Here is a 25,428-nt window from a genome sequence, read left to right as displayed (position 1 = left end):
GTTACCAAATGGCCTTCGGCACTTACCAGGACGCCCTGCAGATGGTGGGTAGCGCGACCGAACCCCGCATCGCGGCCCATCGGGTCAGCGGCGCGCGCATCCAGCTGTTTGCCGCCATGCTTCGCGACGCGAACCCCTCGTACTGGGATGCCGAGTTCGCCGGCCGACAGTGGGGCGGCCTGCTGGCGCCACCCGCGTTGTTGATGGGGTGGCTGATACCGGCCCCGTGGCTGCCCGACCAGGCGGTCGGCGCGGCCCGACCAGCCGCATCTCTTGCGCTGCGAGTCCCGTTGCCGGGCAACACGTTCATCAATGCTTCCAACGATGTCGAATTCCTGGAACCCATCGTGGAAGGCGATCTGCTCACCGCAGTCGAGGAGCTGGTGTCGGTGTCGCCGGAAAAGCAAACTCGGCTGGGCGTAGGGCATTTCGTCGAAACGCTGGAGACCTACCGCCGCCAGGATGGTGCCGTCGTCGCCAGATCCCGCAATACGTTGTTCCGGTTCACTTCCGGGCAGGTGTCGTGACCGATCTGGATTGGGATTCGATCAGCGTCTCGGCGGAGCTGCCCGAGGTCGTCGACGAGATCACCTACCAGCGGGTCATCGAGAACGCCGGCGCCACCTGGGATTACTTTCCCGGCCATTTCGACCCCACCTACGCCCAAAGCCAGGGCAATCCAACAATTTTCGTCAACACCATGCACCTGGCGGGTTTCGCCGACCGGGTCGCAACCGAGTGGGCCGGGCCACGCAGCCGCGTGGTGCGCCGCTCGATGCGGCTGATCGGTTCGATCTACGCCGGTGACACCATGGTTGGGCGCGGCCGCGTGACGGATAAACGATGCGACACCAGCGTCGACCCGCCGCGTTATCTGGCGGACTTACAGATCGACGTGCTCAACCAGCACGGCGCGCTATGTTGTCCGGTGCAGATCACCCTGCAACTTCCCCCGCCGTACCCCGAGAGTCGTTGAGCGGCGGCAGCTTTCCTTTGCAGGCCACTGACTGTAGCTCGACGTACTCGTGCAGGCCCTCGGGTCCGAACTCACGTCCGATGCCCGAATGCTTGAAGCCGCCGAACGGGGTGCTGATGTCGAGCATGTACATGTTGATGCCATAGGTGCCGGTGCGCACCCGCCCGGCGATGTCGAGACCGTGCGCGACGTCGGTGGTCCACACGGAGCCGGCCAGGCCGTAGTCGCTGTCGTTCGCGATTCGGACGGCGTCGTCTTCGTTGTCATAGCGCAGCACGGTCAGCACCGGGCCGAAGATCTCCTCACGGGCGACGCGCATGTCGTTGGTGGCGTCGGTGAACAGGGTGGGTCGCACGTACCAGCCACGCGGTTGCGGGCTGTCGGCGCCACCGAGCACCAGCCGGGCTCCCTGCTGCTGTCCGGACCGGATGAGGTCTTGGACCCGAGCCTGTTGCCGTTGCGCGACAAGGGGTCCGATGTCGGTCTTCTCGTCGGTGGGGTCGCCCACGGTAAGGCCCGACATCATGTCGGCGAGCGCGTCGACGAGTTCGTCGTGCCGGCGGCGGCTGACCAGGATGCGGGTCTGCGCGACGCAGGCCTGACCGTTGTTCATCAGACTCGCCGACTTCAATCCCGCGACCGTCTTGGCGACGTCGGCGTCGTCGAGCACGATCGCCGCCGACTTGCCGCCGAGTTCTAGACTCACCCGTTTGAGTTGTTCTCCACAGAGCGCAGCGATGCGGCGGCCGGTGGCGCTGGACCCGGTGAAGGCGATCTTGTCCACGCCGGGGTGCCGCACCAGCGCCTCACCGAGCTGCGGTCCGGCGGGGAGCACCGACACCACACCGTCCGGCAGCTCGAGTTGCTCGATCATCTCGGCCAACCACAAAGCGTCCAAAGGGGTTTCGGGAGCCGGCTTGATGATCACGGTGCAGCCGGCGATCAGAGCGGGAATCAGCTTGGGCATGATCAGGCATTGCGGCACGTTCCACGGCACGATGGCCCCGACTACACCCACCGGTGCCCGGTTCAGGTGCGCCTCCCCCAGCACGCCCTGGCGGCGTTCCGACCAGGGGAACTCGCGGGCGGCGGCCAGCGTCAGATGGATCATCGAGGCGGCCCCGGCAGCTTGGCCGAGTCGGCTGAAGCTGCGTGGGGAGCCCATCTGGGCGGTGATCAGGTCGGCCATTTCGTCGATATGGCGCCCGTACTGGTCGGCCAGATCGGAGACCTTGCGCATCCGCTCGGCCGGGGAGAGGCGCGGCCACGGACCGTGGTCGAAGGCGCGCCGAGCGGCCGCCACTGCGGCATCGAGGTCGCGCTGATCGGCTGCGGGTACCTCGGCGATGGGCTCCTCGGTGTGCGGGGAGATTACGGTGAGACGCTGCGACGTGGCCGGGTCGCGCCATTGTCCGCCGACGAAAAGCCGGTCGTACGAACGGGTTGCCGTCATCGGGGCACCACCTCAGGGCAGGCGACGGTAATTTCGCTATTGATGCTAACATAGCAAAAATTCTCTTAGTGCGAGGCGGCGCGTGACGAACGATTGGCGCAGTTACCCATTCAAGTTGGTACCCGGTGACGGTCAATTGGACTTTCCCGCTGCCGAAGGTCAGCACGCCGACCAGGAGTCCGATACCTGGTTCATCGCCGGCGAACTCGAAGCACCGGATTCCCGCCGGTCGTTCGCATTCCTGACCATCTTCAACCGGAATCGACCGGGCGGATCAATCGTCGCCGACTTCTACACCATGGCGTTGTTTGACCTGGACACCGGCGATTACGGTACCTACACCGACTATGACATGCCGCCGGCCAGTATGGAGCCGGGTGCCACCCCCCGATTGTCTAGCGCGGTCGGATCACTGGACCTCGGGTACGACACCCGCGACGGCACGGCGCGCTGGACCGCCCGGACCGACGACGACGGCAATTTGGTGCCTTACACCTACGACGTCGACCTGGTGGGTACCGACCAGCACGGCCGGACCATGCGTTTGGAGCTTGCCGTCACACCGACTCGTGCGCCGACTGCGTTGGGCGCCTTGGCGTACAACGGCAAGATCGCCTGCTTCGGTCAGGATGACACGTATTCCTACTTCCAGACCGGACTGGTCATGACCGGCACGCTGCGCTGGGGTGAGCTGGCCGAGCAGGTCAGGGGTAGCAGCGGGCATATCGACCGGCAGTGGTTCCCGAAGTACGCGGGCGGCGGCACCGGGGAACCTCCTCGAACCAGGTCCCACGAGTGGCGCACCGTCAACTTCTGCAACGGCGTCGACATGAGCATCTGGCGGCAGTTTCTGCGCACCGAAGGCAATGCGCTGCAACCGTTTACGGGCATCACCGTCAGCTACTCCGACGGTAGGGCGCCGGAGTGCGTGGAAGACTTTGAAGTCACCATCAGCAGCTATGTCCGGTGGCCCGAATCCATCCGAACGCTGATCCGTCCGCCCACGAAGGCCCGCTACATGCCCGATCGTCATCGGATCACCAGCGCCGCGCTGCAATTGGACATCGTCGGTGAGCCGCTGGTGCCCGCGCCCGCCCATGGCCTGCCGATCGAGTATATGGAGGGCCCGTATCGCTATCGCGGAACGCTGGGCGGCCAACCTGTCACCGCATTCGCGTTCAATGAGCGATCGCTGGCGCTGTACCGGGACTGGGAGTTGGTTCAGGTGTTGTCCGCCACTCTCGCCGACGTCCCCGGCGCGGAGGTGAAGGCCGCAGTGGATCAGCTTTCGAAACTGGTGCACGACGGAGAGCGAGTGGCGGCGCTGGAGTTGGCCTCGAAATTGCGGATCGGCCAAACAGAGCCATTGGCAACAATTTTCGACGATCTGATCACCGCGCTGTCAGGTTAACGCGCGCTCCCACATGACGTGGCGGTGCTGCAGGCCTGGCTCATTGCGGCCGAACAGAAGCTTCTCGCGCGCACCGGATTCCAGGTTCGCTTGCAAGTCCTGGACCAGCCGGTAGTCCTCGTCGCGGACCGTGGCGTGCGCGTACTCGAAGACTGCTTGCGCGCCGGCGGCCACCGACTCGTCGGACATGTCCAGCGGAGTCGAGTTCTGGTGCACGGTGATTGACTGCCCGGGCCGGTCCCCCGGATAGACACGAAACAGTTCGCCATTGGCGATCGTCACCGAAATGACGATGTTGGGGAACAGGGCGTAGATAACGACTAGGTTGTTCAGCGGCACCCACTGGTCCTCGGGAATGTTCTCCAAATCCAGGATTGTGTTGAGCGGGAAGATCAGCCGATGGTGCGGTCCGAATGCATCGAAAACCGTGCAATTGCTGCGCGCAATGGTCGCGAATGTGTTCTCGTGAACGGTGGCGAAATGGTAGTTTTCGGCGAACGTGTCCACCGCCAGCTTCCAGTTGATGGGCGAGTCGAGCACCTTCTCACCCAGCGGGGCCCAGCGACCGATGCCCCAAGAGTCCAGTTCTGCGCCCAGCGGCCCCAAGTGGGCCGCTACATCCAGTGTTCCGCCGCTCTTTACAGGTTGCATCGCCACCCAAAGGAACCCGGCGAACTCGGCCGCGGGCAGCTCGGTTAACCCGTCGGATCGCGGTGTGGTGTCCGGGAAACCCTCCCGGCCCGGGACCGCCACCAGCCGGCCATCGTTGCCATACGTCCAGGCGTGGTAGGGGCAGGTAAATCGTTTGGCCACTCCACATCCCGACGCGACGCGCGACTGCCGGTGCAGGCAGACGTTGTCGAAGGCCTTGACCGAGCCGTCGGCGGTGCGGGTCAACAGGATGGACCTGCCCATCACCGTCTTGGTGCAGTAGGACCCCGGCCGGGGTAGTTCGGAAACGTATCCGACCAGCTGCGGGCTGGCCAGCACCATAGTCCGGTCGCGCCGGTGCCGCTCGGGTGAGGTGTAGGCCGCCGCGTGGACCTGGTGAGTCTGTGGTGTGAGGTCGGTTGTCTTGTCGCGCGCGAGTTTTAGTGCGCGACGAGTCAAATCGATGAGCTGGTCGTGATCCATCCGCGAAACCCCCGTTGCGGTTCTGCAGGTTAACTTTACTAACTTTATATTGACAACAAGATTTGGCCAACCGCGCCACCGAACCTGTGTCCCCTTGGCGCGGATGTGTCGAAGTTGAGATATATGTGACCGATGTGGTTGATGGGTCGATTGAGGTAATTGTCGTACCCTGTGGCTCATGTCCGTTTCGCGGCGTGACGTGCTGAAATTTGCCGCGGCGACGCCGGCCCTGCTGGGTCTCGGCGCCGCGGCGGCTTCGCTGACCGCGCCGCCGGCCTCGGCGTCGCTCGGCACCTTGCTGGATTACGCGGCCGGCGTCATTCCGGCCAGCCAGATCAAAGCGGCCGGCGCGGTGGGCGCGATTCGCTACGTCTCGGATCGACGACCGGGTGGAGCCTGGATGCTCGGCAAGCCTATTCAGCTCGCCGAGGCGCAGGACCTGCACGGCAGCGGTCTCAAGATCGTCTCGTGTTACCAGTACGGCAAGGGCAGTACCTCGGACTGGCTCGGTGGCGCCGCCGCCGGCATTCAGCACGCCAAGCGAGGGATGGAACTACACGCCGCCGCCGGTGGGCCGGCTAGCGCGCCCATCTACGCCTCGATCGACGACGACCCGTCGCACGACCAGTACAAGAATCAGATCGTCCCGTATCTGCGGTCCTGGGAGTCGGTGGTCGGTCACCAGCGTACGGGCGTGTACGCCAACTCCAAGACCATCGATTGGGCGGTGAATGACGGGATCGGGACCTACTTCTGGCAGCACAATTGGGGCTCGCCGAAGGGGTTCACCCACCCGGCGGCCCACCTGCACCAGGTCGAGATCGACAAGCGGTCCGTGGGCGGGGTGGGGGTCGACATCAATGAGATCCTCAAGCCTCAGTTTGGGCAGTGGGTCTGATACCCGACCAGTCGGGGCACGCGCCGGGTCGGGATTATGCCCGTCGGTGACGGTGTCCAGGGGGATACCCAGCAAACACTCGTTCGCCCAGTTTTCCGCATCGGCTACACCGATGAATCCGCATGGGGTCGCCCAGAGGCGGATTACGCGACGGTTGACGACGAAATTTTTGACATAACGATTTGGTAACAATACTGCTTTGAACAGCACCGTTATAGCTACTCGACCGTAACCACCTGCATGCAGGACGTTTGTCTGCGGCGCTCAGGCCGGCGGTGAAAGGCGGTGTTACCCACGACACGGTTACCCATGCGTAGAACTCACCAGTAACCAATCGGAGTCAAAAGACTGGACCAATCCTTATGACACCCTTATTGGGACCGATGCAGGTTGATCCAGTGCTCTGGGACGCCCGCTCAACGCACCGGTCAAACGACTAACGGCTGCGGTTCGACGCGGAATCGCCCCCGGAGATGATTTGGCCGCCAGGCCAGCCCGGCCCGGCCGAACCAAACCGAGACGCGCCAGATGCAGCACACAGACGCATACAGGGAGACCAAAGTGACGATCCACGAGCACGACAGGTTGTCCGCAGACCGCGACGGCAGTGGACCGCACAGCGCCCATGCGCTGGTGGACCGGCTGACCGCGGGCGAGTCGTACGCCGTCGCGTTCGGGGGACAGGGCAGCGCCTGGCTGGAGACTCTGGAAGAACTGGTGTCCGGGGCCGGGATCGAATCCGAGCTGGCCACCCTGGTCGGTGAGGTCGACCTGCTGCTCGAGCCCGTTGCCCGCGAGCTGATCGTGGTGCGCCCGATCGGGTTCGAGCCCCTGCAGTGGGTGCGTGCCCTGGCGGCCGAGGACACCGTCCCGTCTGACAAACACCTGACCTCGGCCGCGGTCTCCCTGCCGGGCGTGTTGCTGACCCAGATCGCCGCCATTCGGGCACTGGCCCGCCAGGGCATGGACCTGGTCGAAACCCCGCCAGTGGCGTTGGCGGGGCACTCCCAGGGCCTGCTTGGGGTCGAGGCTCTCAAGGCCGGCGGTGCCCGTGACGTGGAGTTATTGGCGCTGGCCCAGCTAATCGGCGCGGCGGGCACGTTGGTGGCACGCCGGCGCGGCATCTCAGTGCTCGGAGACCGGCCGCCGATGGTATCGGTCACCAACGCCGACCCGCAGCGCATCGGGCAACTGCTCGACGAATTCGCCCAGGACGTGCGCACCGTACTGCCCCCGGTGCTGTCCATCCGCAACGGACGCCGCTCGGTCGTCATCACCGGAACCCCCGAGCAGCTGTCCCGCTTCGAGCTGTACTGCAACCAGATCTCGGAGAAAGAAGAGGCCGAGCGCAAGAGCAAGCTGCGCGGCGGCGATGTCTTCGCGCCCGTCTTCGATCCGGTACGGGTCGAGGTTGGCTTCCACACCCCGCGCCTGTCCGACGGCATCGACATCGTCGGTCGCTGGGCCGAGAAGGTGGGCCTGGACGTCGCCTCGGCGCGCGACCTGGCCGACGCGATCCTGGTCCGCAAGGTCGACTGGGTCGACGAGATCACTCGGGTGCACGACGCGGGCGCGCGCTGGATCTTGGACCTGGGTCCCGGTGACATCCTGACCCGGCTGACTGCGCCCGTCATCCGTGGTTTGGGCATCGGCATCGTGCCCGCGGCCACCCGCGGCGGCCAGCGCAACCTGTTCACCGTCGGGGCCACCCCGGAGGTGGCCCGCGCCTGGTCCAGCTACGCACCGACGGTGGTCCGGCTGCCCGACGGCAGGACCAAACTGTCGACCAAATTCACCCGCTTGACCGGTCGCTCGCCGATCCTGCTCGCCGGCATGACCCCGACCACCGTCGACGCCAAGATCGTGGCCGCCGCGGCCAACGCCGGGCACTGGGCCGAGCTGGCCGGCGGTGGACAGGTCACCGAGGAGATCTTCGCCGGCCGTATCGAGGAACTCGCCGGATTGCTCGAGCCCGGCCGCACCTATCAGTTCAACGCGCTGTTCCTGGATCCCTACCTGTGGAAGCTGCAGCTGGGCGGCAAGAGGTTGGTCCAGAAGGCCCGCCAGTCCGGCGCGGCAATCGACGGCGTCGTGGTCAGCGCCGGTATCCCGGAGCTAGAAGAGGCCGTCGAGTTGATCGACGAACTCAACGATGTCGGGATCAGCCATGTGGTGTTCAAACCGGGAACCATCGAGCAGATCCGCTCGGTGATCCGCATCGCCACCGAGGTGCCGACCAAGCCGGTGATCATGCACATCGAAGGCGGTCGCGCCGGCGGTCATCACTCTTGGGAAGACCTCGATGACTTGTTGCTGGCCACCTACTCCGAGCTGCGCTCGCGGCCCAACATCACGGTCTGCGTCGGCGGCGGTGTCGGTACCCCCGAGCGGGCCGCGCAGTACCTGTCCGGTCGCTGGGCTCAGGCCTACGGCTTCCCGCTGATGCCGATCGACGGCATCCTGGTCGGCACTGCCGCGATGGCCACGCTGGAGGCCACCACGTCACCCTCGGTGAAGCAGATGCTGGTCGACACCCAGGGCACCGATGGGTGGATTGGCGCCGGAAAAGCCCAGGGCGGCATGGCTTCTAGCCGTAGCCAGCTGGGTGCTGACATTCACGAGATCGACAACAGCGCGTCGCGGTGCGGGCAGCTGCTCGACGAGGTGGCCGGCGACGCCGACGCCGTGGCGGAACGTCGCGACGAGATCATCGCCGCGATGGCCAAGACGGCCAAGCCTTACTTCGGCGACGTCGCGGAGATGACGTATCTGCAATGGCTGCGCCGCTACGTGGAATTGGCCATCGGAGACGGTGATTCGACCGCCGACACCGCCGCTCCGGGCAGCCCCTGGTTGGCCGACACCTGGCGTGAGCGATTCGAGCAGATGCTCAAGCGCACCGAAGCGCGGTTACACGCAAAGGATTTCGGTCCGATCGAGACGCTGTTCGATGACGCTGCGCTGCTCGAAGGTCCGGCAGCTGCGATCGAGCGGCTGCTCAGCAGCTATCCGGACGCCGAGACGGTGCAATTGCATCCCGCCGATGTGCCGTTCTTCGTGAGCCTGTGCAAGACGCTGGGCAAGCCGGTGAACTTCGTGCCGGTGATTGATAAGGACGTGCGGCGCTGGTGGCGTAGCGACTCGCTGTGGCAGGCGCACGACGCTCGCTACGACGCCGACCAAGTGTGCATCATCCCCGGTCCCGCCGCCGTCGCCGGCATCACCAGACTGGACGAACCGGTCGGGGAACTGCTGGACCGCTTCGAGCAGGCCGCCATCGATGAGGTGGTCGCTGCCGGCGCCGAGCCCGCCGACGTCACCTCACGGCGATTGGGCCGCACTGATGTGCGCGGACCACTCGCCGTAGTGCTCGACGCACCAGACGTGGTGTGGGCGGGACGCACCACCACCAACCCGGTGCACCGCATCGCCGAGCCTGCCGACTGGCAGGTACGCGAAAACCGCAGCGCCACACACACATCCACCGGCGCGCGACTGCATACCACCCCGGAGGGCGAGGTGGTGCTCAGCGTGCCGGTGTCGGGCACCTGGATCGACATCCCATTCAGCCTGCCCGCCAACACCGCCGACGGCGGTATTCCGGTGGTGTCCACCGAAAACGCCACCACGGCGATGCGCTCCGTGCTGGCCATCGCCGCCGGCGTGGACGGCCCGGATTCGCTGCCGGCGGTGACTGACGGCTCGGCCACGGTGACGGTGTCCTGGGATCCCGAGCGGGTTGCCGACCACACCGGGGTCACCGCCACCTTCGGCGAGTCGCTGGCGCCTAGTCTCACCACCGTGCCCGATGCGCTGGTCGGGCACTGCTGGCCCGCTGTTTTCGCTGCGATCGGCACGGCGGTCACCGACACCGGCGTGCCGGTGGTGGAGGGTCTACTCAGTCTGGTGCACTTGGACCACGCCGTCCGGCTGGCCGAGCAACTGCCCACCGTGCCAACCGAATTGACCATCGTCGCCACCGCTGCCAGGGCGATCGACACCGACATGGGCCGCGTCGTGCCCGTCGCCGTCACCGTAACGTCGCAGGCCGGGTCCGTCGTCGCAACTCTCAACGAGCGGTTCGCGATCCTGGGTCGGACCGGGGCGGCCGAACTCGCCGACCCGGCCCGCGCCGGAGGGGCGGTCTCCGAGAACGCCACCGACACCCCGCGCCGGCGCCGCCGCGACGTCAAGATCGGCGCCCCGGTGGACATGCGGCCGTTCGCAGTAGTGTCCGGGGACCACAACCCGATCCACACCGACAAGGCCGCGGCACTGCTGGCCGGCCTGGGATCGCCGATCGTGCATGGGATGTGGCTGTCGGCAGCGGCCCAGCACGCGGTGACCGCCACCGATGGCCAGGCCCGCCCGCCGGCGCGGCTGGTCGGCTGGACCGCGCGATTCCTCGGCATGGTGCTGCCCGGTGACGAGGTCGACTTCCGCGTCGAGCGGGTCGGAATCGACCAGGGCGCAGAGGTTTTGGAGGTGACCGCCAAGATCGGTCCGGACCTGGTCATGTCGGCGACAGCCCGACTGGCGTCGCCTAAGACGGTTTATGCGTTCCCCGGCCAGGGCATTCAGCACAAAGGCATGGGCATGGATGTGCGGGCCCGCTCGAAGGCGGCGCGCAAGGTCTGGGACGACGCTGACAAATTCACCCGCGACACGCTGGGCTTCTCGGTGCTGCATGTGGTCCGCGACAACCCGACCAGCATCATCGCCAGCGGTGTGCACTATCACCACCCCGACGGCGTGCTGTTCCTCACGCAGTTCACCCAGGTCGCGATGGCCACCGTCGCGGCCGCGCAAGTTGCCGAGATGCGCGAGCAAGGCGCTTTCGTCGAAGATGCCATCACCTGTGGTCACTCGGTCGGTGAATACACCGCATTGGCTTGTGTCAGTGGCGTTTTCGAACTTGACGCATTGCTCGAAGCGGTGTTCCACCGTGGCTCGAACATGCACGACATTGTGCCGCGCGACGAGCTGGGTCGCTCCAACTACCGTCTGGCTGCCATCCGGCCGTCCCAGATCGACCTGCCCGACGAGGAAGTCACCGACTTCGTGGCCGGCATCGCCGAGCGCACCGGTGAATTCTTGGAGATCGTGAACTTCAACCTGCGTGGGTCGCAGTACGCGATCGCGGGCACCGTGCGCGGCCTTCAGGCGCTGGAGGAAGAGGTCGAGCGGCGCCGTGAGATCACCGGCGGCAAGCGCTCTTTCATCCTGGTGCCGGGTATCGACGTGCCATTCCACTCCCGCGTGCTGCGGGTCGGTGTCGCCGAATTCCGTCGCTCGCTCGAACGCCTGATGCCGCGCGACAAAGATCCCGACCTGATCCTCGGTCGCTACATCCCCAACCTGGTGCCGCGGCCGTTCACACTGGATCGTGACTTTGTCCAGGAGATCCGGGACCTGGTGCCCGCCGAACCGCTTGACGAGGTGCTGGCCGACTACGACACCTGGCGCAACGAACGACCGCGCGATCTGGCGCGCAAGATCCTGATCGAACTTCTGGCTTGGCAGTTCGCCAGCCCGGTGCGCTGGATCGAGACACAGGACCTGCTGTTCATCGAAGAGGCCGCCGGCGGTTTGGGGGTGGAGCGGTTCGTCGAGATCGGTGTGAAGACCGCGCCCACGGTCGCGGGCCTGGCCACCAACACCCTCAAACTGCCCGAATACGCGCACAGCACGGTGGAAGTGCTCAACGCCGAGCGCGATGCCGCAGTGCTGTTCGCCACCGACACCGACCCGGAGCCTGAACCGGAAGCGCAAGAGCCGGTTACCGATTCGGCCGAGCCGGAAGCCGTCAGCGCCGCTCCCGCGGCCGTGCCGGCGGCGGCGCCTTCTGGAGGCCCACGCCCGGACGACATCGCGTTCGACGCTGCCGACGCCACCCTGGCCCTGATCGCAATCTCGGCCAAGATGCGTATCGACCAGATCGAGCCGCTGGACTCCATCGAGTCGATCACCGACGGCGCCTCTTCGCGGCGAAACCAGCTGTTGGTCGACCTGGGCTCCGAGTTGAACCTGGGCGCTATCGACGGTGCCGCCGAGGCCGACCTGGCTGGGCTGCGCGCGCAGGTCACCAAACTGGCTCGTACCTACAAGCCTTACGGCCCAGTGCTTTCCGATGCGATCAACGACCAGTTGCGTACGGTGTTCGGCCCGTCGGGCAAGCGTCCCGGCGCCATCGCCGAACGGGTGACTAAGACCTGGGAACTCGGCGAGGGCTGGGTCAAACACGTCACCGTCGAGGTGGCATTGGGTACCCGGGAAGGCACCAGCGTTCGCGGCGGCGCGATGGGCCACCTGCATGAGGGTGCCCTGGCCGATGCCGCGTCGGTCGACAAGGTCATCGACGGGGCTGTCGCCGCGGTGGCCGCGCGCCACGGTGTTTCGGTATCGCTACCGTCGGCCGGCGGCGGGGGCGGTGCGACCGTCGATGCGGCCGCGCTAAGTGAATTCACCGACCAGATCACCGGCCGCGACGGAGTTTTGGCCTCGGCGGCCCGCCTGGTGCTGGGTCAGCTGGGGTTGGACGAACCCGCCAGCGCGCTGCCTGTGGCCACCGACGCCGAGCTCATCGACCTGGTCAGTGCCGAATTGGGTTCGGACTGGCCCCGTTTGGTCGCGCCGGTGTTCGACGGCAAGAAGGCTGTTGTCTTCGACGACCGCTGGGCCAGCGCCCGCGAGGACCTGGTCAAGCTGTGGCTGACCGACGAAGGCGACATAGACGCTGACTGGCTGCGGCTCTCGGAGCGGTTCGAGGGTGCCGGGCATGTTCTCGCCACGCAGGCAACCTGGTGGCAGGGCAAGTCGCTGGCAGCGGGTCGGCAGATCCACGCCGCCCTGTACGGCCGGATTGCCGCCGGCGCCGAGAACCCTGAGCCAGGTCCCTACAGCGCCGAAATCGCTGTCGTGACAGGTGCTTCGAAGGGCTCCATTGCCGCATCGGTGGTCGCGCGCCTGCTCGACGGCGGCGCCACCGTTATCGCCACCACCTCAAAGCTCAACGACGAGCGACTGGCCTTCTACCGCGAGCTCTACCGCGATCATGCCCGCTTCGGTGCGGCGCTGTGGGTGGTGCCGGCCAACATGGCGTCCTACTCCGACATCGATGCGCTGGTCGAATGGGTGGGCTCCGAGCAGAGTGAAAGCCTTGGACCACAATCGATTCACATCAAGGATGCGCAAACTCCCACACTGCTGTTCCCGTTCGCGGCGCCGCGGGTGGTCGGCGATATGTCCGAGGTTGGGGCGCGCGCCGAGATGGAGATGAAAGTGCTGCTGTGGGCCGCGCAACGGCTTATCAGCGGACTATCCAAGATCGGCGCCGAACGCGACATCGCGTCGCGGCTGCACGTGGTGCTGCCCGGCTCTCCCAACCGCGGCATGTTCGGCGGGGACGGTGCTTACGGTGAGGCGAAGTCGGCGCTGGACGCGGTGGTCAGCCGATGGCACGCCGAATCTTCCTGGGCCGAGCGCGTCAGCCTGGCGCACGCGTTGATCGGCTGGACCCGCGGGACCGGACTGATGGGCCACAACGATGCCATCGTCACCGCCGTCGAGGAAGCCGGCGTGAGAACCTATTCGACCGACGAGATGGCGGCGATGCTGCTGGGCCTGTGTGATGTGGAATCCAAAGTCGCCGCGTCTGGTTCGCCGATCAAGGCGGACTTCACCGGTGGGCTGGCTGACGTGGAGCTGGACATGGCCGAGTTGGCCGCTAAAGCCCGCGAGGAGATGGTCTCCGAGGCGGCCACCGATGAGGAAGTGGCGACCGACGGCACGATCGCGGCCCTGCCATCGCCGCCCCGCGGCTATGCGCCGGCACCGCCGCCGGAGTGGGAAGACCTCGACGTCGACCCGGCCGATCTGGTGGTGATCGTCGGCGGCGCCGAGATCGGGCCGTACGGATCGTCGCGTACCCGCTTCGAGATGGAGGTCGAGAACGAGCTGTCGGCCGCCGGGGTGCTCGAGCTGGCCTGGACCACCGGATTGATTCGCTGGGAGGACGACCCCCAACCGGGTTGGTACGACACGCAATCCGGCGATCTGGTGGATGAATCCGAGATCGTCGAGCGTTACCATGACGCGGTCGTGCAGCGTTGCGGCATTCGGGAGTTCGTCGACGACGGCACCATAGATCCCGACCACAGCTCGCCGCTGCTGGTGTCGGTGTTCCTGGACAAGGATTTCGCGTTCGTGGTGTCGTCGGAGGCCGATGCCCGTGCCTTCGCCGAGTTCGACCCCGAACACACGGTTATCCGTCCGGTGCCCGACTCCAGCGACTGGCAGGTGATTCGCAAGGCGGGCACCGAGATCCGGGTGCCGCGCAAGACGAAGCTGTCCCGTGTCGTCGGGGGCCAGGTGCCGACCGGCTTCGACCCGACGGTGTGGGGTATCAGCCCGGACATGGCAAGTTCGATCGACCGGCTGGCGGTGTGGAACATCGTCGCCACCGTCGACGCGTTCCTGACCGCCGGCTTCAGCCCGGCCGAGGTGATGCGTTACGTGCATCCGAGTTTGGTGGCCAACACGATGGGCACCGGCATGGGTGGCGGCACCTCGATGCAGATCATGTACCACGGGAATCTGCTGGGCCGGAACAAGCCTAACGACATCTTCCAGGAGGTTCTGCCGAATATCGTTGCCGCACATGTGGTTCAGTCGTACATCGGCAGCTACGGTGCGATGATCCACCCGGTCGCCGCGTGCGCGACCGCTGCGGTGTCGGTCGAGGAGGGCGTCGACAAGATCCGGCTCGGCAAGGCCGAGCTGGTGGTGGCGGGCGGTATCGACGACCTGACTCTGGAAGGCATCATCGGATTCGGGGACATGGCGGCAACCGCCGACACGGCGATGATGCGCGGCCGCGGCATCGAGGACTCGAAGTTCTCGCGGCCCAACGACCGGCGCCGGTTGGGCTTCGTGGAAGCGCAGGGTGGCGGCACGATCCTGTTGGCGCGCGGCGACCTTGCGTTGAAGATGGGTCTGCCGGTGCTGGCCGTGGTGGCATTCGCCCAGTCCTTCGGCGACGGTGTGCACACTTCCATCCCGGCGCCCGGCCTGGGTGCGCTGGGCGCTGGCCGCGGCGGTAAGGAGTCGCCGTTGGCACGTGCGCTCAAGAAGCTCGGGGTGACCGCCGACGACATCGCGGTGATCTCGAAGCACGACACGTCGACGCTGGCCAATGACCCCAACGAGACCGAGTTGCACGAGCGGCTCGCCGACTCGATGGGCCGCTCGCAAGGCGCCCCGCTGTTCGTGGTCTCGCAGAAGAGCCTTACCGGTCACGCCAAGGGCGGTGCGGCGGTGTTCCAGATGATGGGTCTATGCCAGATGCTGCGCGATGGAGTGATTCCGCCCAACCGCAGCCTGGACTGTGTCGACGACGAGTTGGCCGGCTCCTCGCACTTCGTCTGGCTGCGGGACACGCTGCGCCTGGGCGGCAAGTTCCCGCTCAAGGCTGGGATGTTGACCAGTCTCGGGTTCGGGCACGTGTCGGGCCTGGTCGCATTGGTGCACCCGCAGGCGTTCGTGGCCGCGCTGGACCCCGCGCAGCGCGCGGACTATCAGCGCCGGGCAGACGCGCGCCTGCTGGCCGGTCAGCGCCGATTGGTGTCGGCGATCGCCGGCGGTGAGCCGATGTACCAGCGCCCGCCGGACCGCCGCTTTGACCACGACGGACCGGAGAAGCCGCAGGAGGCGAGGATGCTGCTGAACCCGGACTCGAGGCTGGGTGACGGCGACATCTACGGGGCCGAGCAGGTGTCTGCGGGCTGATCCGGACGATCGGTTAACCTGGCCACCCATGGGCATCGTTGGAATCGGGATTGACCTCGTCTCCATCCCCGATTTCGCCGAGCAGGTCGATCAACCGGGCACGGTGTTCGCCGAAACCTTCACCCCGGGTGAGCGTCGCGACGCCTCCGACAAGAGTTCCTCGGCCGCACGGCACCTAGCTGCCCGGTGGGCGGCCAAAGAGGCAGTGATCAAAGCTTGGTCGGGATCGCGCTTTGCCCAGCGGCCGGTGCTGCCCGAGGACATCCACCGCGATATCGAGGTGGTCACCGACATGTGGGGCCGGCCTCGGGTTCGGCTCAGCGGTGAGGTCGCCAAGCACCTTGCCGACGTGACGATTCACGTTTCACTCACGCATGAGGCCGACACCGCGGCGGCGGTCGCGATCCTGGAGACGACCTAGCCGTTGGCCCAGTGACGCGCGGGTGTCATGGCCACAACTGGGTCCGATCCCAGGTGTCCCCGACGCGGTAGTAGCTCAGCCGCCGGTGCCGGCGATCCGGTGTGCCCTCCCAAAATTCGACTTCGCTGGGCCGCACGGCATATGAAATCCATTCAGCCGGAACCAGGCCGGGCTCGTCGGTGAGCTTGCGGAGGGCTTTGTCGATCTCGGCGTCTAGTTCTGTGGGATCCACCAGCGGTTGACTTTGCCTTAGGGTCAACGCTATTGCCCGCGACGCGACGGGACGTGCCAGGAAATCCTCTGCACTTGCCCGCTCGCCGTCGCTGACGACAACACCAGTGACTCGTACCTGGCGAACCAGCGCCGGCCAGTAGAAGGTCAGCGCCGCGGCCGCATGGGCGCGCAGATCGCGGCCCTTCTGACTCGTCGAGCTGACCGCGAAATGCCAGCCGCGGTCGTCGACAGCCTTCAGGATCAGCACCCGCGCTCGCGGCATTCCCCGCGAGTCGACCGTCGATAGGGTCATCGCGTGCGGTTCCGGCACTCCGGCTTGCACGGCATGCTGTAGCCACGTCGCGAACTGCGACACCGGACTTGCGGCGGCCTCGGCGGGATCGAACCCGGGGCCCGTGCCTGTCAATACCGGCAGCCCGCGCAGGTAAGAGCGTCCGCCGTCGGCAGCCGACCATGGTGGACCGTCACTTGTCACGGCTCGACCGTAGTCCGAGCGCAATACTGGTCGTGTGCGAGGGAGGGGGAGCTAGCATCCCGTGGTTGGCGGTAGGCGTTGCCGGCGTGCTGGCGGTGGCGGCGCTGTTGGTGCAACAGGCGCTCGAACCTTTCAATGCCGGTTCACACTTGGGGCTGTTCACCAACGCCGGTGATCTTGACGTGTACCGGCACGGCGGACTGCAGGTGTTGCACCGTCGCCCGTTATATTCCGCAGAGCTGCCGTCGGGCGGCTGGTTTACCTACCCGCCTTTCGCGGCTACGCTGTTCGTCTCGCTGGGGATTGTGAGTTTCGCAGCGGCCCAATGGCTCTGGATGCTCGTGTCCTTTGTGGCGCTGACCGCAACGGTGTGGCGTTGCGCCACCGTGCTGGGCTATCGTGCCGACCGGCGGCTGGCGCTGCTCAGCGTGGCGTTGGCGTTGGTGGCCCTCGACACCGAGCCGGTGCGCGGCACGCTGTGGCCGGGCCAGGTCAACCTCGTGTTGATGGCCGTCGTCGTGTGGGACCTCACCCGACCCTCGGCTGCGCGATTGCGGGGCTGGTCGGTGGGCGTGGCCGCCGGCGTCAAGTTGACCGCGATCGTCTTCGTGCCGTATCTGCTGATCACTCGGCAGTGGCGGCCGTCGGCCACAGCCATTGCGACGGCGTTGACCATCGTACTGCTGACTTGGATTGTCCTGCCGACTGATTCGGCTACTTACTGGACGAACGCGCTCTTCGAGACGGAGCGCATCGGCCCACTGACCCATCCCGGCAACTTCTCGATCGGGGGAGACCTGGCCACGTGGCTTGCGGCCGACCCAATGCCGTTGGCGTGCTGGCTGGCCGGCGTCGGACTGGCCGGCGTTGGCGGCTACTACGCCGCCTGCGCTGTTACTTTTTTGATGGCGGTTCCAATCGTATTGGCTTGTCGTCAAAGGGGTTTCGCCCGACCAAGAGTGTAACAGCGGGCGCGCGCCGGATGATTCCGTTTACACGGGCTAACTGGTGTACTACTCTGTGCAGTACTACATAACGTAGTAAGCCGCGTGTAGTAACGCGTGCGAACTGCCGGCCTGCAACGTCGCGGTCCGGCGTGAGGGGATGGTCGCCGTGGACCTGAAACTGGCGGATGCCGCTACCCGACAAGCGCGGGAGATCGACACCCGCTATCGCCCGTCGGCGGCGGTGCGTCGTCAGCTCAACAAGGTGTTCCCGACGCATTGGTCGTTCCTGCTCGGTGAGATCGCCCTGTACAGCTTCCTGGTACTGCTGATCACCGGCGTCTATTTGACGCTGTTCTTCGATCCGTCGATGGCCGAGGTCACCTACAACGGCGTGTATCAGCCGTTGCGCGGCGTAGAGATGTCCCGGGCCTACGAGACGGCACTCAACATCTCCTTCGAGGTCCGCGGCGGGCTCTTCGTGCGTCAGGTTCACCACTGGGCCGCGCTGATGTTCTCCGCCTCGATCATGGTGCACCTGGCCCGGGTGTTCTTCACTGGTGCGTTTCGCCGCCCGCGGGAGGCCAACTGGGTGATCGGCGCCCTGCTGTTGATCCTGTCGATGTTCGAGGGCTACTTCGGCTACTCGCTGCCCGACGACCTGCTTTCCGGCATCGGCCTGCGCGCGGCGCTGTCCTCGATCACGCTGGGGCTACCAGTGATCGGAACATGGTTGCATTGGGCATTTTTCGGCGGCGACTTCCCGGGAACCGCGCTGATCCCTCGCTTGTATGCGCTGCATGTGCTGTTACTGCCGGGCATCATTTTGGCGCTGATCGGCGTGCATGTGGCGTTGGTGTGGTTCCAGAAGCACACCCAGTTCCCCGGCCCTGGGCGCACCGAGCACAACGTCATCGGTGTGCGGGTGATGCCGGGATTCGCGGTGAAGTCGGGTGCGTACTTCGCCTGCATCGTGGGCGTGCTGGGCCTGATGGGTGGACTGCTGCAGATCAACCCGATCTGGAACCTGGGCCCCTACAAGCCATCTCAGGTCTCGGCCGGCTCCCAGCCCGACTTCTACATGATGTGGCCGGATGGCTTGCAGCGGTTGTGGCCAGCATGGGAGATCTACATAGGCCATCACACGGTGCCAGCCACCGTGGGGGTCGCGCTGATCATGGGTTTGGTCTTCATCCTGTTGATCATTTACCCCTTCCTGGAGAAGCGGTTCACCGGCGACTACGCGCATCACAACCTGTTGCAGCGGCCGCGAGATGTCCCGGTACGCACCGCAATTGGTGCAATGGCGATCAGCTTCTACATGGTCCTGACGCTGGCCGCGATGAACGACATCATCGCGTTCAAATTCCACATCTCGCTCAACGCCACCACCTGGATCGGACGCATCGGCATGGTGATCTTGCCGCCGCTGGTCTACTTCATCACCTACCGGTGGGCCGTCGGACTGCAGCGCAGCGACCGCGCGGTACTCGAGCACGGCGTGGAGACCGGCATCATCAAGCGCCTGCCCCACGGCGCCTACATCGAACTGCACCAGCCTCTGGGGCCCGTCGACGACCACGGCCACCCCATCCCGCTGGAATACCAAGGCGCCCCGCTACCCAAGAAGATGAACAAACTGGGCTCGGCCGGCTCACCAGGCAGCGGCAGCCTCTTGCTTGCTGACCCGCAATCGGAGGACGCGGCGCTTTCGGGGGCTCGTCGGGAGGCGGCTCAGCGACTGATCGCCGCGCTTCGCCGATCCCGCTGAGGAAGCGGCGCCGGGCTGCTGGCCTGGGCAAAAGCGGTTGTTGCACATATGTCCTACTGGGAAGTAACATGCAAGGCGCATAACCTACTCGTTAGTAAGTTACTCGCAAGTTCGATGAAGCAGCGTGTCGAAGGGTATGAGATGTCGGATCGATTCCTTGGGTCGCGAACGAACGCCGCGACAGCGCCTAACCCGATCGTCGCCGGCGAGGCGCCACACTGGCGCGCTGTATCTTCCCCTTGAACGACCCGCGTCCAGCTTCGCTCGTGAGCAATTCAAACGGCTGGCAGCAATAAGCTAGTTTCGAAGTAATACTTGAAATTTCCATTCCAAGGTGGGCGACTCCTGCGCCCTAAATCCCACGGGTTTAGGGCTCAATGGATGTGCCCATAATTAGACGCCCTATAGTTCAGTAAAATTAGCTGTCAATTCCCTGTGATAATTGACTGTTTCGGCAATCACTGTTTAAATTCGGACCTGCTGGGATGACCAGGGGTCACAACGCCATCGAGTCGAAGGAGACGGGTATGTCATTTGTAGTCGCGGTGCCGGAACTTGTGGAGGCCGCTGCCAGCGACCTTGCGGGTATCCGGTCGGCGCTCGGGGAGGCGACCGCGTCGGCATCGGCTGCGACCGCCGCAGTGCTGCCCGCGGGAGCCGACGAGGTTTCCGCGGCTATTGCCCAACTCTTCGGCTCACATGGCGCGGAGTTTCAGGCGATCAGTCAGCAGGCCAGTGTATTTCACGACGAATTCGTCGGGTTGCTGAACGCGGGCGCCAGCCAGTATGTGGCGGCGGAGGCTACCGCGCAATCACTGCTGGGCGCGGTGGGTGCCGCCGCAGGTACCTCGCCCTTGCAAGGGCTCGCGACGTTCGCCAGCGAGGTTGTGGGGCCGTACCAGACGTTGTTCGCCACCACCGCAGCGAATCTTCAAAGTCTGGGGGGCGCCATTTCGGCGAATCCGCTGCCATTCCTCCGCCAATTCTTGACAAATCAGGCCGGCTACCTGCAGCAGATCGGTACCGGGTTCGTCAATGTTGTGGCGAATCTTCCTGCCGAGCTGGCAAACCTGCCGATTTCAATCCAAAATGCGGTAGAAGGTCTGCAGAATTTTCAGCCCGGCGCGCTGGCACAATGGTTCGTCAATAATCAGATCGGCTATTTCAACACGATTTCGACTTCGCTGAATGCCGCGGCATATGATTTCGTCACGGGTTTGCAGGCACTCCCGGCAAGTTTCCAAGCTGCGGGTCAGGCGCTCGCGGCCGGAGACTTCACCACGGCGTTCAACACCCTGTCGAATGGTTTGCTGGCACCGTTCATCACCGGCTTCAGCAGCACGCTCCTGGACACTGGTGTTGCTGTCGTCACGCCGGTCGGCGCGATCGGGGATCTAGCGCCGATCTTCACGATTCCCGGGCAGATGGCCCAGAACTTCACTGACCTGCTGCCGGCCGGTTCGATCCCCGCGATGATGGCGCAGAATGCCACCAACCTGCTCACCACAGTGACCGATTTGTCGCAGTCGATCAATCTCGCGTCCCTTGCAATACCGTTGCACGTTGGGCTGCCTTTGGTTCTGGCCATCGATGCGATCGGTCCGCTGATCACCACGGGCGGGGCCGCCCAGTCAAGTCTGGCGGCGGTCATGTCCGCAATCCAGGCCGGTGACCTGTCGGGTGCCGCAGCGTCCATGTTGAGTGCGCCCGCGGTGATCGCCAACGGCTTCCTCAACGGCCAGGCCGTACTGCCTCTGCACGTTCCGGTAAACATTGGATTCACCCTCGACACGATCACCGCGATTCCGTTGGGGGGACTTCTCACTCCGCTGCAGTTCGCCCAACTCACCCTTGATCCCGAGGTTCCCTTCTCCCCGCTCACTGGGGCGATGTTCGGCGGTATCGTTCCAGGGTTGCTGAGCTATCTGCCGCAGCAGTTGGCGCAGGCGATTGGCGCAGCGCCGCTCACGTAAAAACTGGGGACCCCGCCGAATTGGTCCTTTTCGGCGGGGCCCCGGTTTTCCCTTTGTGCGGGAAGGGACTCAGGTGTGTTGATCTCCGGAGGCAAGGCTGCGGGCGTAGCCCGCCCCCATACCTAGCAGCACCAGACCCACCACGATGAACGCCGCCACCCGGAAGATGCCGTCCAGCGTGGCCAGATCGAACAGGAACAGCTTGGCGGTCGCTGCGGCAGTCAGGGCCAACCCGGCGGTGATCGCCTGGTGGCGCCCCTGCCCGCCGACCCGCAGCGCGTAGACGAATAGAGCTGCCGCCAGGCCGATCCAGATGATGGTGGCCGCCATGTGTCCGGCCAGGAACCCGCCGCCGGCGCCGGCGATCAGGACTCCCGCGGTCACCGTGAACGCGGTGACTGTATAGGTCACCAGGGCTCCGGCCGCGGCGAACCAAAAGTGGACCAGGTCGGGGTTGTGCTTCTCCATGTCCGCCCACGCCCGTGTCACCACGACGGTGAGCGCGATGATGAGCAGGCTGGACGCCAACGTGGACACCGCAACCGACGCCGGCATCGAGGTCGCCCGCACCAGTGCGTGCAACGGTGCGTAACCGAAGAACACGCCGGTGCCGATCACACCGAAGCCGGCTGCGGCGCAACGTGCTACGGCATCACCCCGGCCGGCGACAGCCACCACGATGGCCAGTGCGAGCAGTAGCGGGCCTTCGATGTATCCGTCGAAGGCAACGGTCAGCGCGACCAACGCCGAGATCGCCGACCACGACGACCAGATCTGGGTGACGGTCCGCGGGTGGTGACCGAGGAGCGCGACCGCCAGCATGGCTGCGGCCAATGCAGCCGAAAGGACCGCTGCCAGCGCGTGATTGACGCCGGTGGCGCTAGCAAGCACGGGCAGCGTGCCCGCGATTGTCAGAACCGTTAGCGCGGTCTTGTTAGTGATGGTCGGCAGCAGGATCAGACCGCCGGCAACCGCCAGGATCGCCGCGACCCCGCAGGCGCCACCGAGCAACCAGGCGTTGTCGTGTTCGCTGACGGCGACCAACCCGATCAACAGGGGCAGCGTCGGCGCCGAGATCCGGGCAGCGTGCATCCAGATCCAGTCTTTGCCGAGCTGAACGGGCAACGCCGCGGCGGACAAGGCCAGCATGAAGCTGACGAGCAGCAGGTCTACGCCGTGGGTCAGCACCGGTGCGAGGCCGATCAGCGGCACCAGCACCAACAGCGCCAGCTGCTCGGAGTTCCATCGGCGGGCCAGGGCCAGGCCCGCGCCGCCCACAACGGCAGCCAGCACCAGGCCGGCCGGTGCCGGGATCCACTTGTAGATGGTCACGACCGCGATGAGATCCAGATACGCTGCGGCAATGCCGGTGGCGGCCAGGGCGATCGCTCCGATGTGTCCGCCCGGGCGGCCGCGCAACCGGGTGGCCACGGCCACGAGGCCGGCCGCCAGTGCGCACCCGCCGGCAACCCGGATCTCCGGTCGAAGCAGCCCGGCCTTTGCGGCGAGCACAAGCAGCAGCACGACGCCGATCAGCGTGACGGCCACACCCGCGATGGCGAGAACTTTGCCGATCCACCGGGATTCGGTTTGTTCGGATGGTGCGGGGGGAGGAGTTGGCTGTGGCCGCACCGGGTGCGCCGGAACGGTTCGCGGCGCGGGTTGCCGCGGCGGATGCGGGGGCCGCGGGTTTGCCGAGGCGGGGGTCCAGTACTGCCAGTAGTTCTGCCAATACGGCACTGGCTGTACTGGTGCCGACACCTGCGGAACGGGCTGTTGGGGCGGTGCTTGCGGCGCCGGGGTGTTTGTCGGCGGTGCGACGGACGCCGCTGTGGCAGGCACAGCGGAAGCCGCAAAGAGTCGATCCAGCTGGCTGAGTTCGCCGGATACCCGAGACATCTGACGGGCTAGTGACTCGAATTCATGGGTCAGCCGAGTCAGGACAGCACGGTCCGGCTGGTGGGATTGGGTCATAGTGGTCCACCCTGCCGGGGGCACCCGGCTTACCGGATGAGTAGGACTACCCGAAATTGGTCATTCGTCCAGCCCGTGCTCGATCGCGTAGCGGGTCAGTTCCACTCGGTTGGCCACCTGCAGCTTGCGGAATGTGGCCTGTACGTGGTTCTCCACCGTGCGGTGGCTCAGTGACAGCTTCTCGGCGATTTGCTTGGCGGACATGCCCTTTGCGACATACCGCAACACCTCGGTCTCGCGTTCGGTCAGGCTGGGGGTGGTCGGACCAGGGCTCGGGTTCTGTGCGATGCGCCGGTATTCGCCCAGGACCAACCCGGCCAAACTCGGGGTGAACACCGCGCGCCCAGCCGCGGTGGCCCGCACGGCTTCGGCCAGTTCGGCTTTGGACGCGCTCTTGACCAGGTAGCCCGTCGCGCCGGCTTTGACCGCCTCCAACACGTCGTCGCGTTCGTCGGACGCCGAGAGCACCAGTACCCGGCTGTCGGGTGAGACTTCGAGGACTTCTATCGTCGCTTGCACGCCGTCGCCGTCGCTTAGGCGCATGTCCATCACCACCACGTCCGGTTTGACTACGGCGGCTCGGCGGCGCGCCGCCGCCACGCCCTCGGCGGTGGCGACTACGTCGAACCCGTCGTCGGCGAGATCTCGAGCCACTGCGTCGCGCCAGATGGGGTGGTCGTCGACGACCATTACGGTCGGCTCAGTCTGTTCGCTCACGATGTCCCCTTACCTCGCGGCACCAGCAACTCCCATTCGGTGCCCTCACCCTCGGCGGTGCTTAGTTCGGCGCTGCCGCCCAACGACATCAACCGTCCCACAATCGACTTCGAGACGCCGACATGTCCCTGCTCGGCCGCCTGTTCGAGACGGCCCGGTGCGATCCCCACACCATCGTCACGGATGCTCACCGCGACCGAGTCGCCCAGATCCTCTAGCAGCACAAATGCGCGGACGTTCGGGCCGGCGTGCAGGCGCACGTTGTCCAGCGCATTGCCCACCGCGGCATCCAACTCTGTGGCCACGTCGATCTGCAGGGGCACCGCGGTTCCGGGCAAACTCATCGACACACGATCGGATTCCCTGCGGCGCAGCAGCGCGCGCAGGTCGATCGTCGCGTCATGCTGGTCGGTCTCCATATCCGTCGAGGTGACCCACTTGCGCAGTGCGCGTTCTTGTTCACCCGCCAGCGTCGCGAGTTCTGCTGTGGCACCGCCTATTTCGTTGCCGCGGCGAGCCACCAGGGCGAGCACCTGAATCACGCCGTCATGCACCTGCCGGGACAGCCGCTCGCGTTCCTCGACGGCCGCCGACAATCGGGCGGCGCGCTGCAGCTCGGCATGTGCGTGACGGGCGGTACGGGCCGCCAAGCCCACCGCCAGGCCGACCGCCAGCTCGACGATGACGGTGGCGTTGCGGCCCAGGTTGACATTGAGGTAGCCCTTGACGAATTCACTGGTGGCCGCGACTGCGACGGCCGTCAGCATTCCGCCGGTCGGGCCGAATTGCAGCGCCGCCGAGATGGTGGCGTTGCTGGCCCACAGCGTGGTCGGCCAGGTTTGGTTGTTATGCGCCCACTGTCCGGAGGCGACCACTTCGGTGGATAGCATGAGCACCACCACGACGACGAGTTCGGCGATCACCCACGCCGGGCGGCGACCGAACCCGTGCAGGTAAGCGACCGTACACGCGACACTCCAGCCGATCAGTACCGCCAACAGTGACCAACCCAGCGCCGGGTGGCGCAGATCGGAATTGACCGCAATCTGAAAGCCCAGCGCATAGAGGCAACTCAGCAGCCGGAACAGCTGAGCTGCCCGCCACAGCGGCGTCGTGGGGTCGGGGCCGTCGGTGGTCACCGGGTCAGCTTAGCCAGGCTGGTCGAGTTGCTCGGCCTGACAACCAGATTGACGGTGCGCAGACCGCCGATTATGGGTGTGAGCCTTCCGCTGATCACTGAGCGCACAACTGACGCCACGTC

15 protein-coding genes are annotated in these 25,428 nt (G+C 65.6%); 9 read left to right on the top strand and 6 right to left on the bottom strand.

All coding sequences use genetic code 11. The features are described 5' to 3' along the window. Positions 1-8: 8 nt before the first annotated feature. Both H0P51_RS19610 and H0P51_RS19605 read left to right on the top strand, forming a co-directional pair. The gene (locus H0P51_RS19610; protein WP_246398877.1) at positions 9-527 is read left to right on the top strand and encodes a MaoC family dehydratase; all 519 of its coding nucleotides are present in this window, start codon (positions 9-11) and stop codon (positions 525-527) included. After that, complete coding sequence (locus H0P51_RS19605) at positions 524-976, top strand: MaoC/PaaZ C-terminal domain-containing protein (RefSeq protein WP_246398090.1); 453 nt, start codon at positions 524-526, stop codon at positions 974-976. The genes H0P51_RS19610 and H0P51_RS19605 overlap by 4 nt, the downstream gene beginning before the upstream one ends. Here the strand turns inward: H0P51_RS19605 and H0P51_RS19600 are convergent. Beyond that, a complete protein-coding gene (locus tag H0P51_RS19600; protein ID WP_180914560.1) occupies positions 936-2,429 on the bottom strand; it encodes an aldehyde dehydrogenase in 1,494 nt (497 codons plus the stop codon). The two genes, H0P51_RS19605 and H0P51_RS19600, sit on opposite strands and share 41 nt — an antisense overlap. Positions 2,430-2,511: 82 nt before the next feature. Here H0P51_RS19600 and H0P51_RS19595 point away from each other — a divergent pair, with 82 nt between their 5' ends. Beyond that, the gene (locus H0P51_RS19595) at positions 2,512-3,840 is read left to right on the top strand and encodes a lipocalin-like domain-containing protein (RefSeq protein WP_180914559.1); all 1,329 of its coding nucleotides are present in this window, start codon (positions 2,512-2,514) and stop codon (positions 3,838-3,840) included. Here H0P51_RS19595 and H0P51_RS19590 read toward each other — a convergent pair. Next, on the bottom strand, positions 3,832-4,974 hold the full coding sequence (locus tag H0P51_RS19590) for an aromatic ring-hydroxylating oxygenase subunit alpha (RefSeq protein WP_180914558.1): 1,143 nt from the start codon (positions 4,972-4,974) through the stop codon (positions 3,832-3,834). The genes H0P51_RS19595 and H0P51_RS19590 overlap by 9 nt on opposite strands. A 178-nt stretch (positions 4,975-5,152) precedes the next feature. Here H0P51_RS19590 and H0P51_RS19585 point away from each other — a divergent pair, with 178 nt between their 5' ends. The 3 genes from H0P51_RS19585 to acpS all read left to right on the top strand — a co-directional run bounded on the left by H0P51_RS19585 (position 5,153) and on the right by acpS (position 16,079). Beyond that, a complete protein-coding gene (locus H0P51_RS19585; RefSeq protein ID WP_180914557.1) occupies positions 5,153-5,872 on the top strand; it encodes a DUF1906 domain-containing protein in 720 nt (239 codons plus the stop codon). 561 nt (positions 5,873-6,433) lie between these two features. Beyond that, a complete protein-coding gene (locus H0P51_RS19580) occupies positions 6,434-15,658 on the top strand; it encodes a type I polyketide synthase (RefSeq protein ID WP_180914556.1) in 9,225 nt (3,074 codons plus the stop codon). Between the two features lie 28 nt (positions 15,659-15,686). Then, the gene (gene acpS, locus H0P51_RS19575) at positions 15,687-16,079 is read left to right on the top strand and encodes a holo-ACP synthase AcpS (protein WP_180914555.1); all 393 of its coding nucleotides are present in this window, start codon (positions 15,687-15,689) and stop codon (positions 16,077-16,079) included. A 25-nt stretch (positions 16,080-16,104) separates the two neighbouring features. Here the strand turns inward: acpS and H0P51_RS19570 are convergent, their stop codons facing one another. Beyond that, on the bottom strand, positions 16,105-16,788 hold the full coding sequence (locus tag H0P51_RS19570; protein ID WP_180914554.1) for a pyridoxine/pyridoxamine 5'-phosphate oxidase: 684 nt from the start codon (positions 16,786-16,788) through the stop codon (positions 16,105-16,107). Between the two features lie 65 nt (positions 16,789-16,853). Here H0P51_RS19570 and H0P51_RS19565 point away from each other — a divergent pair, with 65 nt between their 5' ends. The 3 genes from H0P51_RS19565 (at position 16,854) to H0P51_RS19555 (ending at position 21,476) form a co-directional block, all read left to right on the top strand. Further along, positions 16,854-17,753, top strand: a complete 900-nt coding sequence (locus tag H0P51_RS19565) for a glycosyltransferase family 87 protein (RefSeq protein ID WP_180914553.1) — start codon at positions 16,854-16,856, stop codon at positions 17,751-17,753. A 148-nt stretch (positions 17,754-17,901) separates the two neighbouring features. Next, the gene (gene qcrB / locus H0P51_RS19560; protein WP_246398088.1) at positions 17,902-19,503 is read left to right on the top strand and encodes a cytochrome bc1 complex cytochrome b subunit; all 1,602 of its coding nucleotides are present in this window, start codon (positions 17,902-17,904) and stop codon (positions 19,501-19,503) included. A 527-nt stretch (positions 19,504-20,030) separates the two neighbouring features. After that, entirely contained in the window at positions 20,031-21,476 is a 1,446-nt protein-coding gene (locus tag H0P51_RS19555) for a PE family protein (protein WP_180914551.1), read from the top strand. A 69-nt stretch (positions 21,477-21,545) separates the two neighbouring features. Here H0P51_RS19555 and H0P51_RS19550 read toward each other — a convergent pair whose 3' ends face one another. From H0P51_RS19550 to macS, 3 genes are read right to left on the bottom strand one after another with little or no spacing between them, the layout of a single operon-like run. Then, positions 21,546-23,450 (bottom strand): DUF2339 domain-containing protein, encoded by a 1,905-nt coding sequence (locus H0P51_RS19550; protein ID WP_180914550.1) that lies wholly within the window; start codon positions 23,448-23,450, stop codon positions 21,546-21,548. A 60-nt stretch (positions 23,451-23,510) separates the two neighbouring features. Continuing rightward, positions 23,511-24,140 (bottom strand): response regulator, encoded by a 630-nt coding sequence (locus H0P51_RS19545; RefSeq protein WP_180919100.1) that lies wholly within the window; start codon positions 24,138-24,140, stop codon positions 23,511-23,513. 23 nt (positions 24,141-24,163) lie between these two features. Further along, positions 24,164-25,306 carry a MacS family sensor histidine kinase gene (gene macS / locus H0P51_RS19540; RefSeq protein ID WP_180914549.1) on the bottom strand — a complete coding sequence of 381 codons (1,143 nt, stop codon included), beginning with the start codon at positions 25,304-25,306 and terminating at the stop codon, positions 24,164-24,166. Positions 25,307-25,428 lie beyond the last annotated feature (122 nt).

The sequence above is a fragment of the Mycobacterium vicinigordonae genome, assembly GCF_013466425.1.
Lineage (GTDB): Bacteria > Actinomycetota > Actinomycetes > Mycobacteriales > Mycobacteriaceae > Mycobacterium > Mycobacterium vicinigordonae.
The sequence above is the reverse complement of the archived record's forward strand: the minus strand, read 5'-3'. Positions and strand labels throughout refer to the sequence as shown.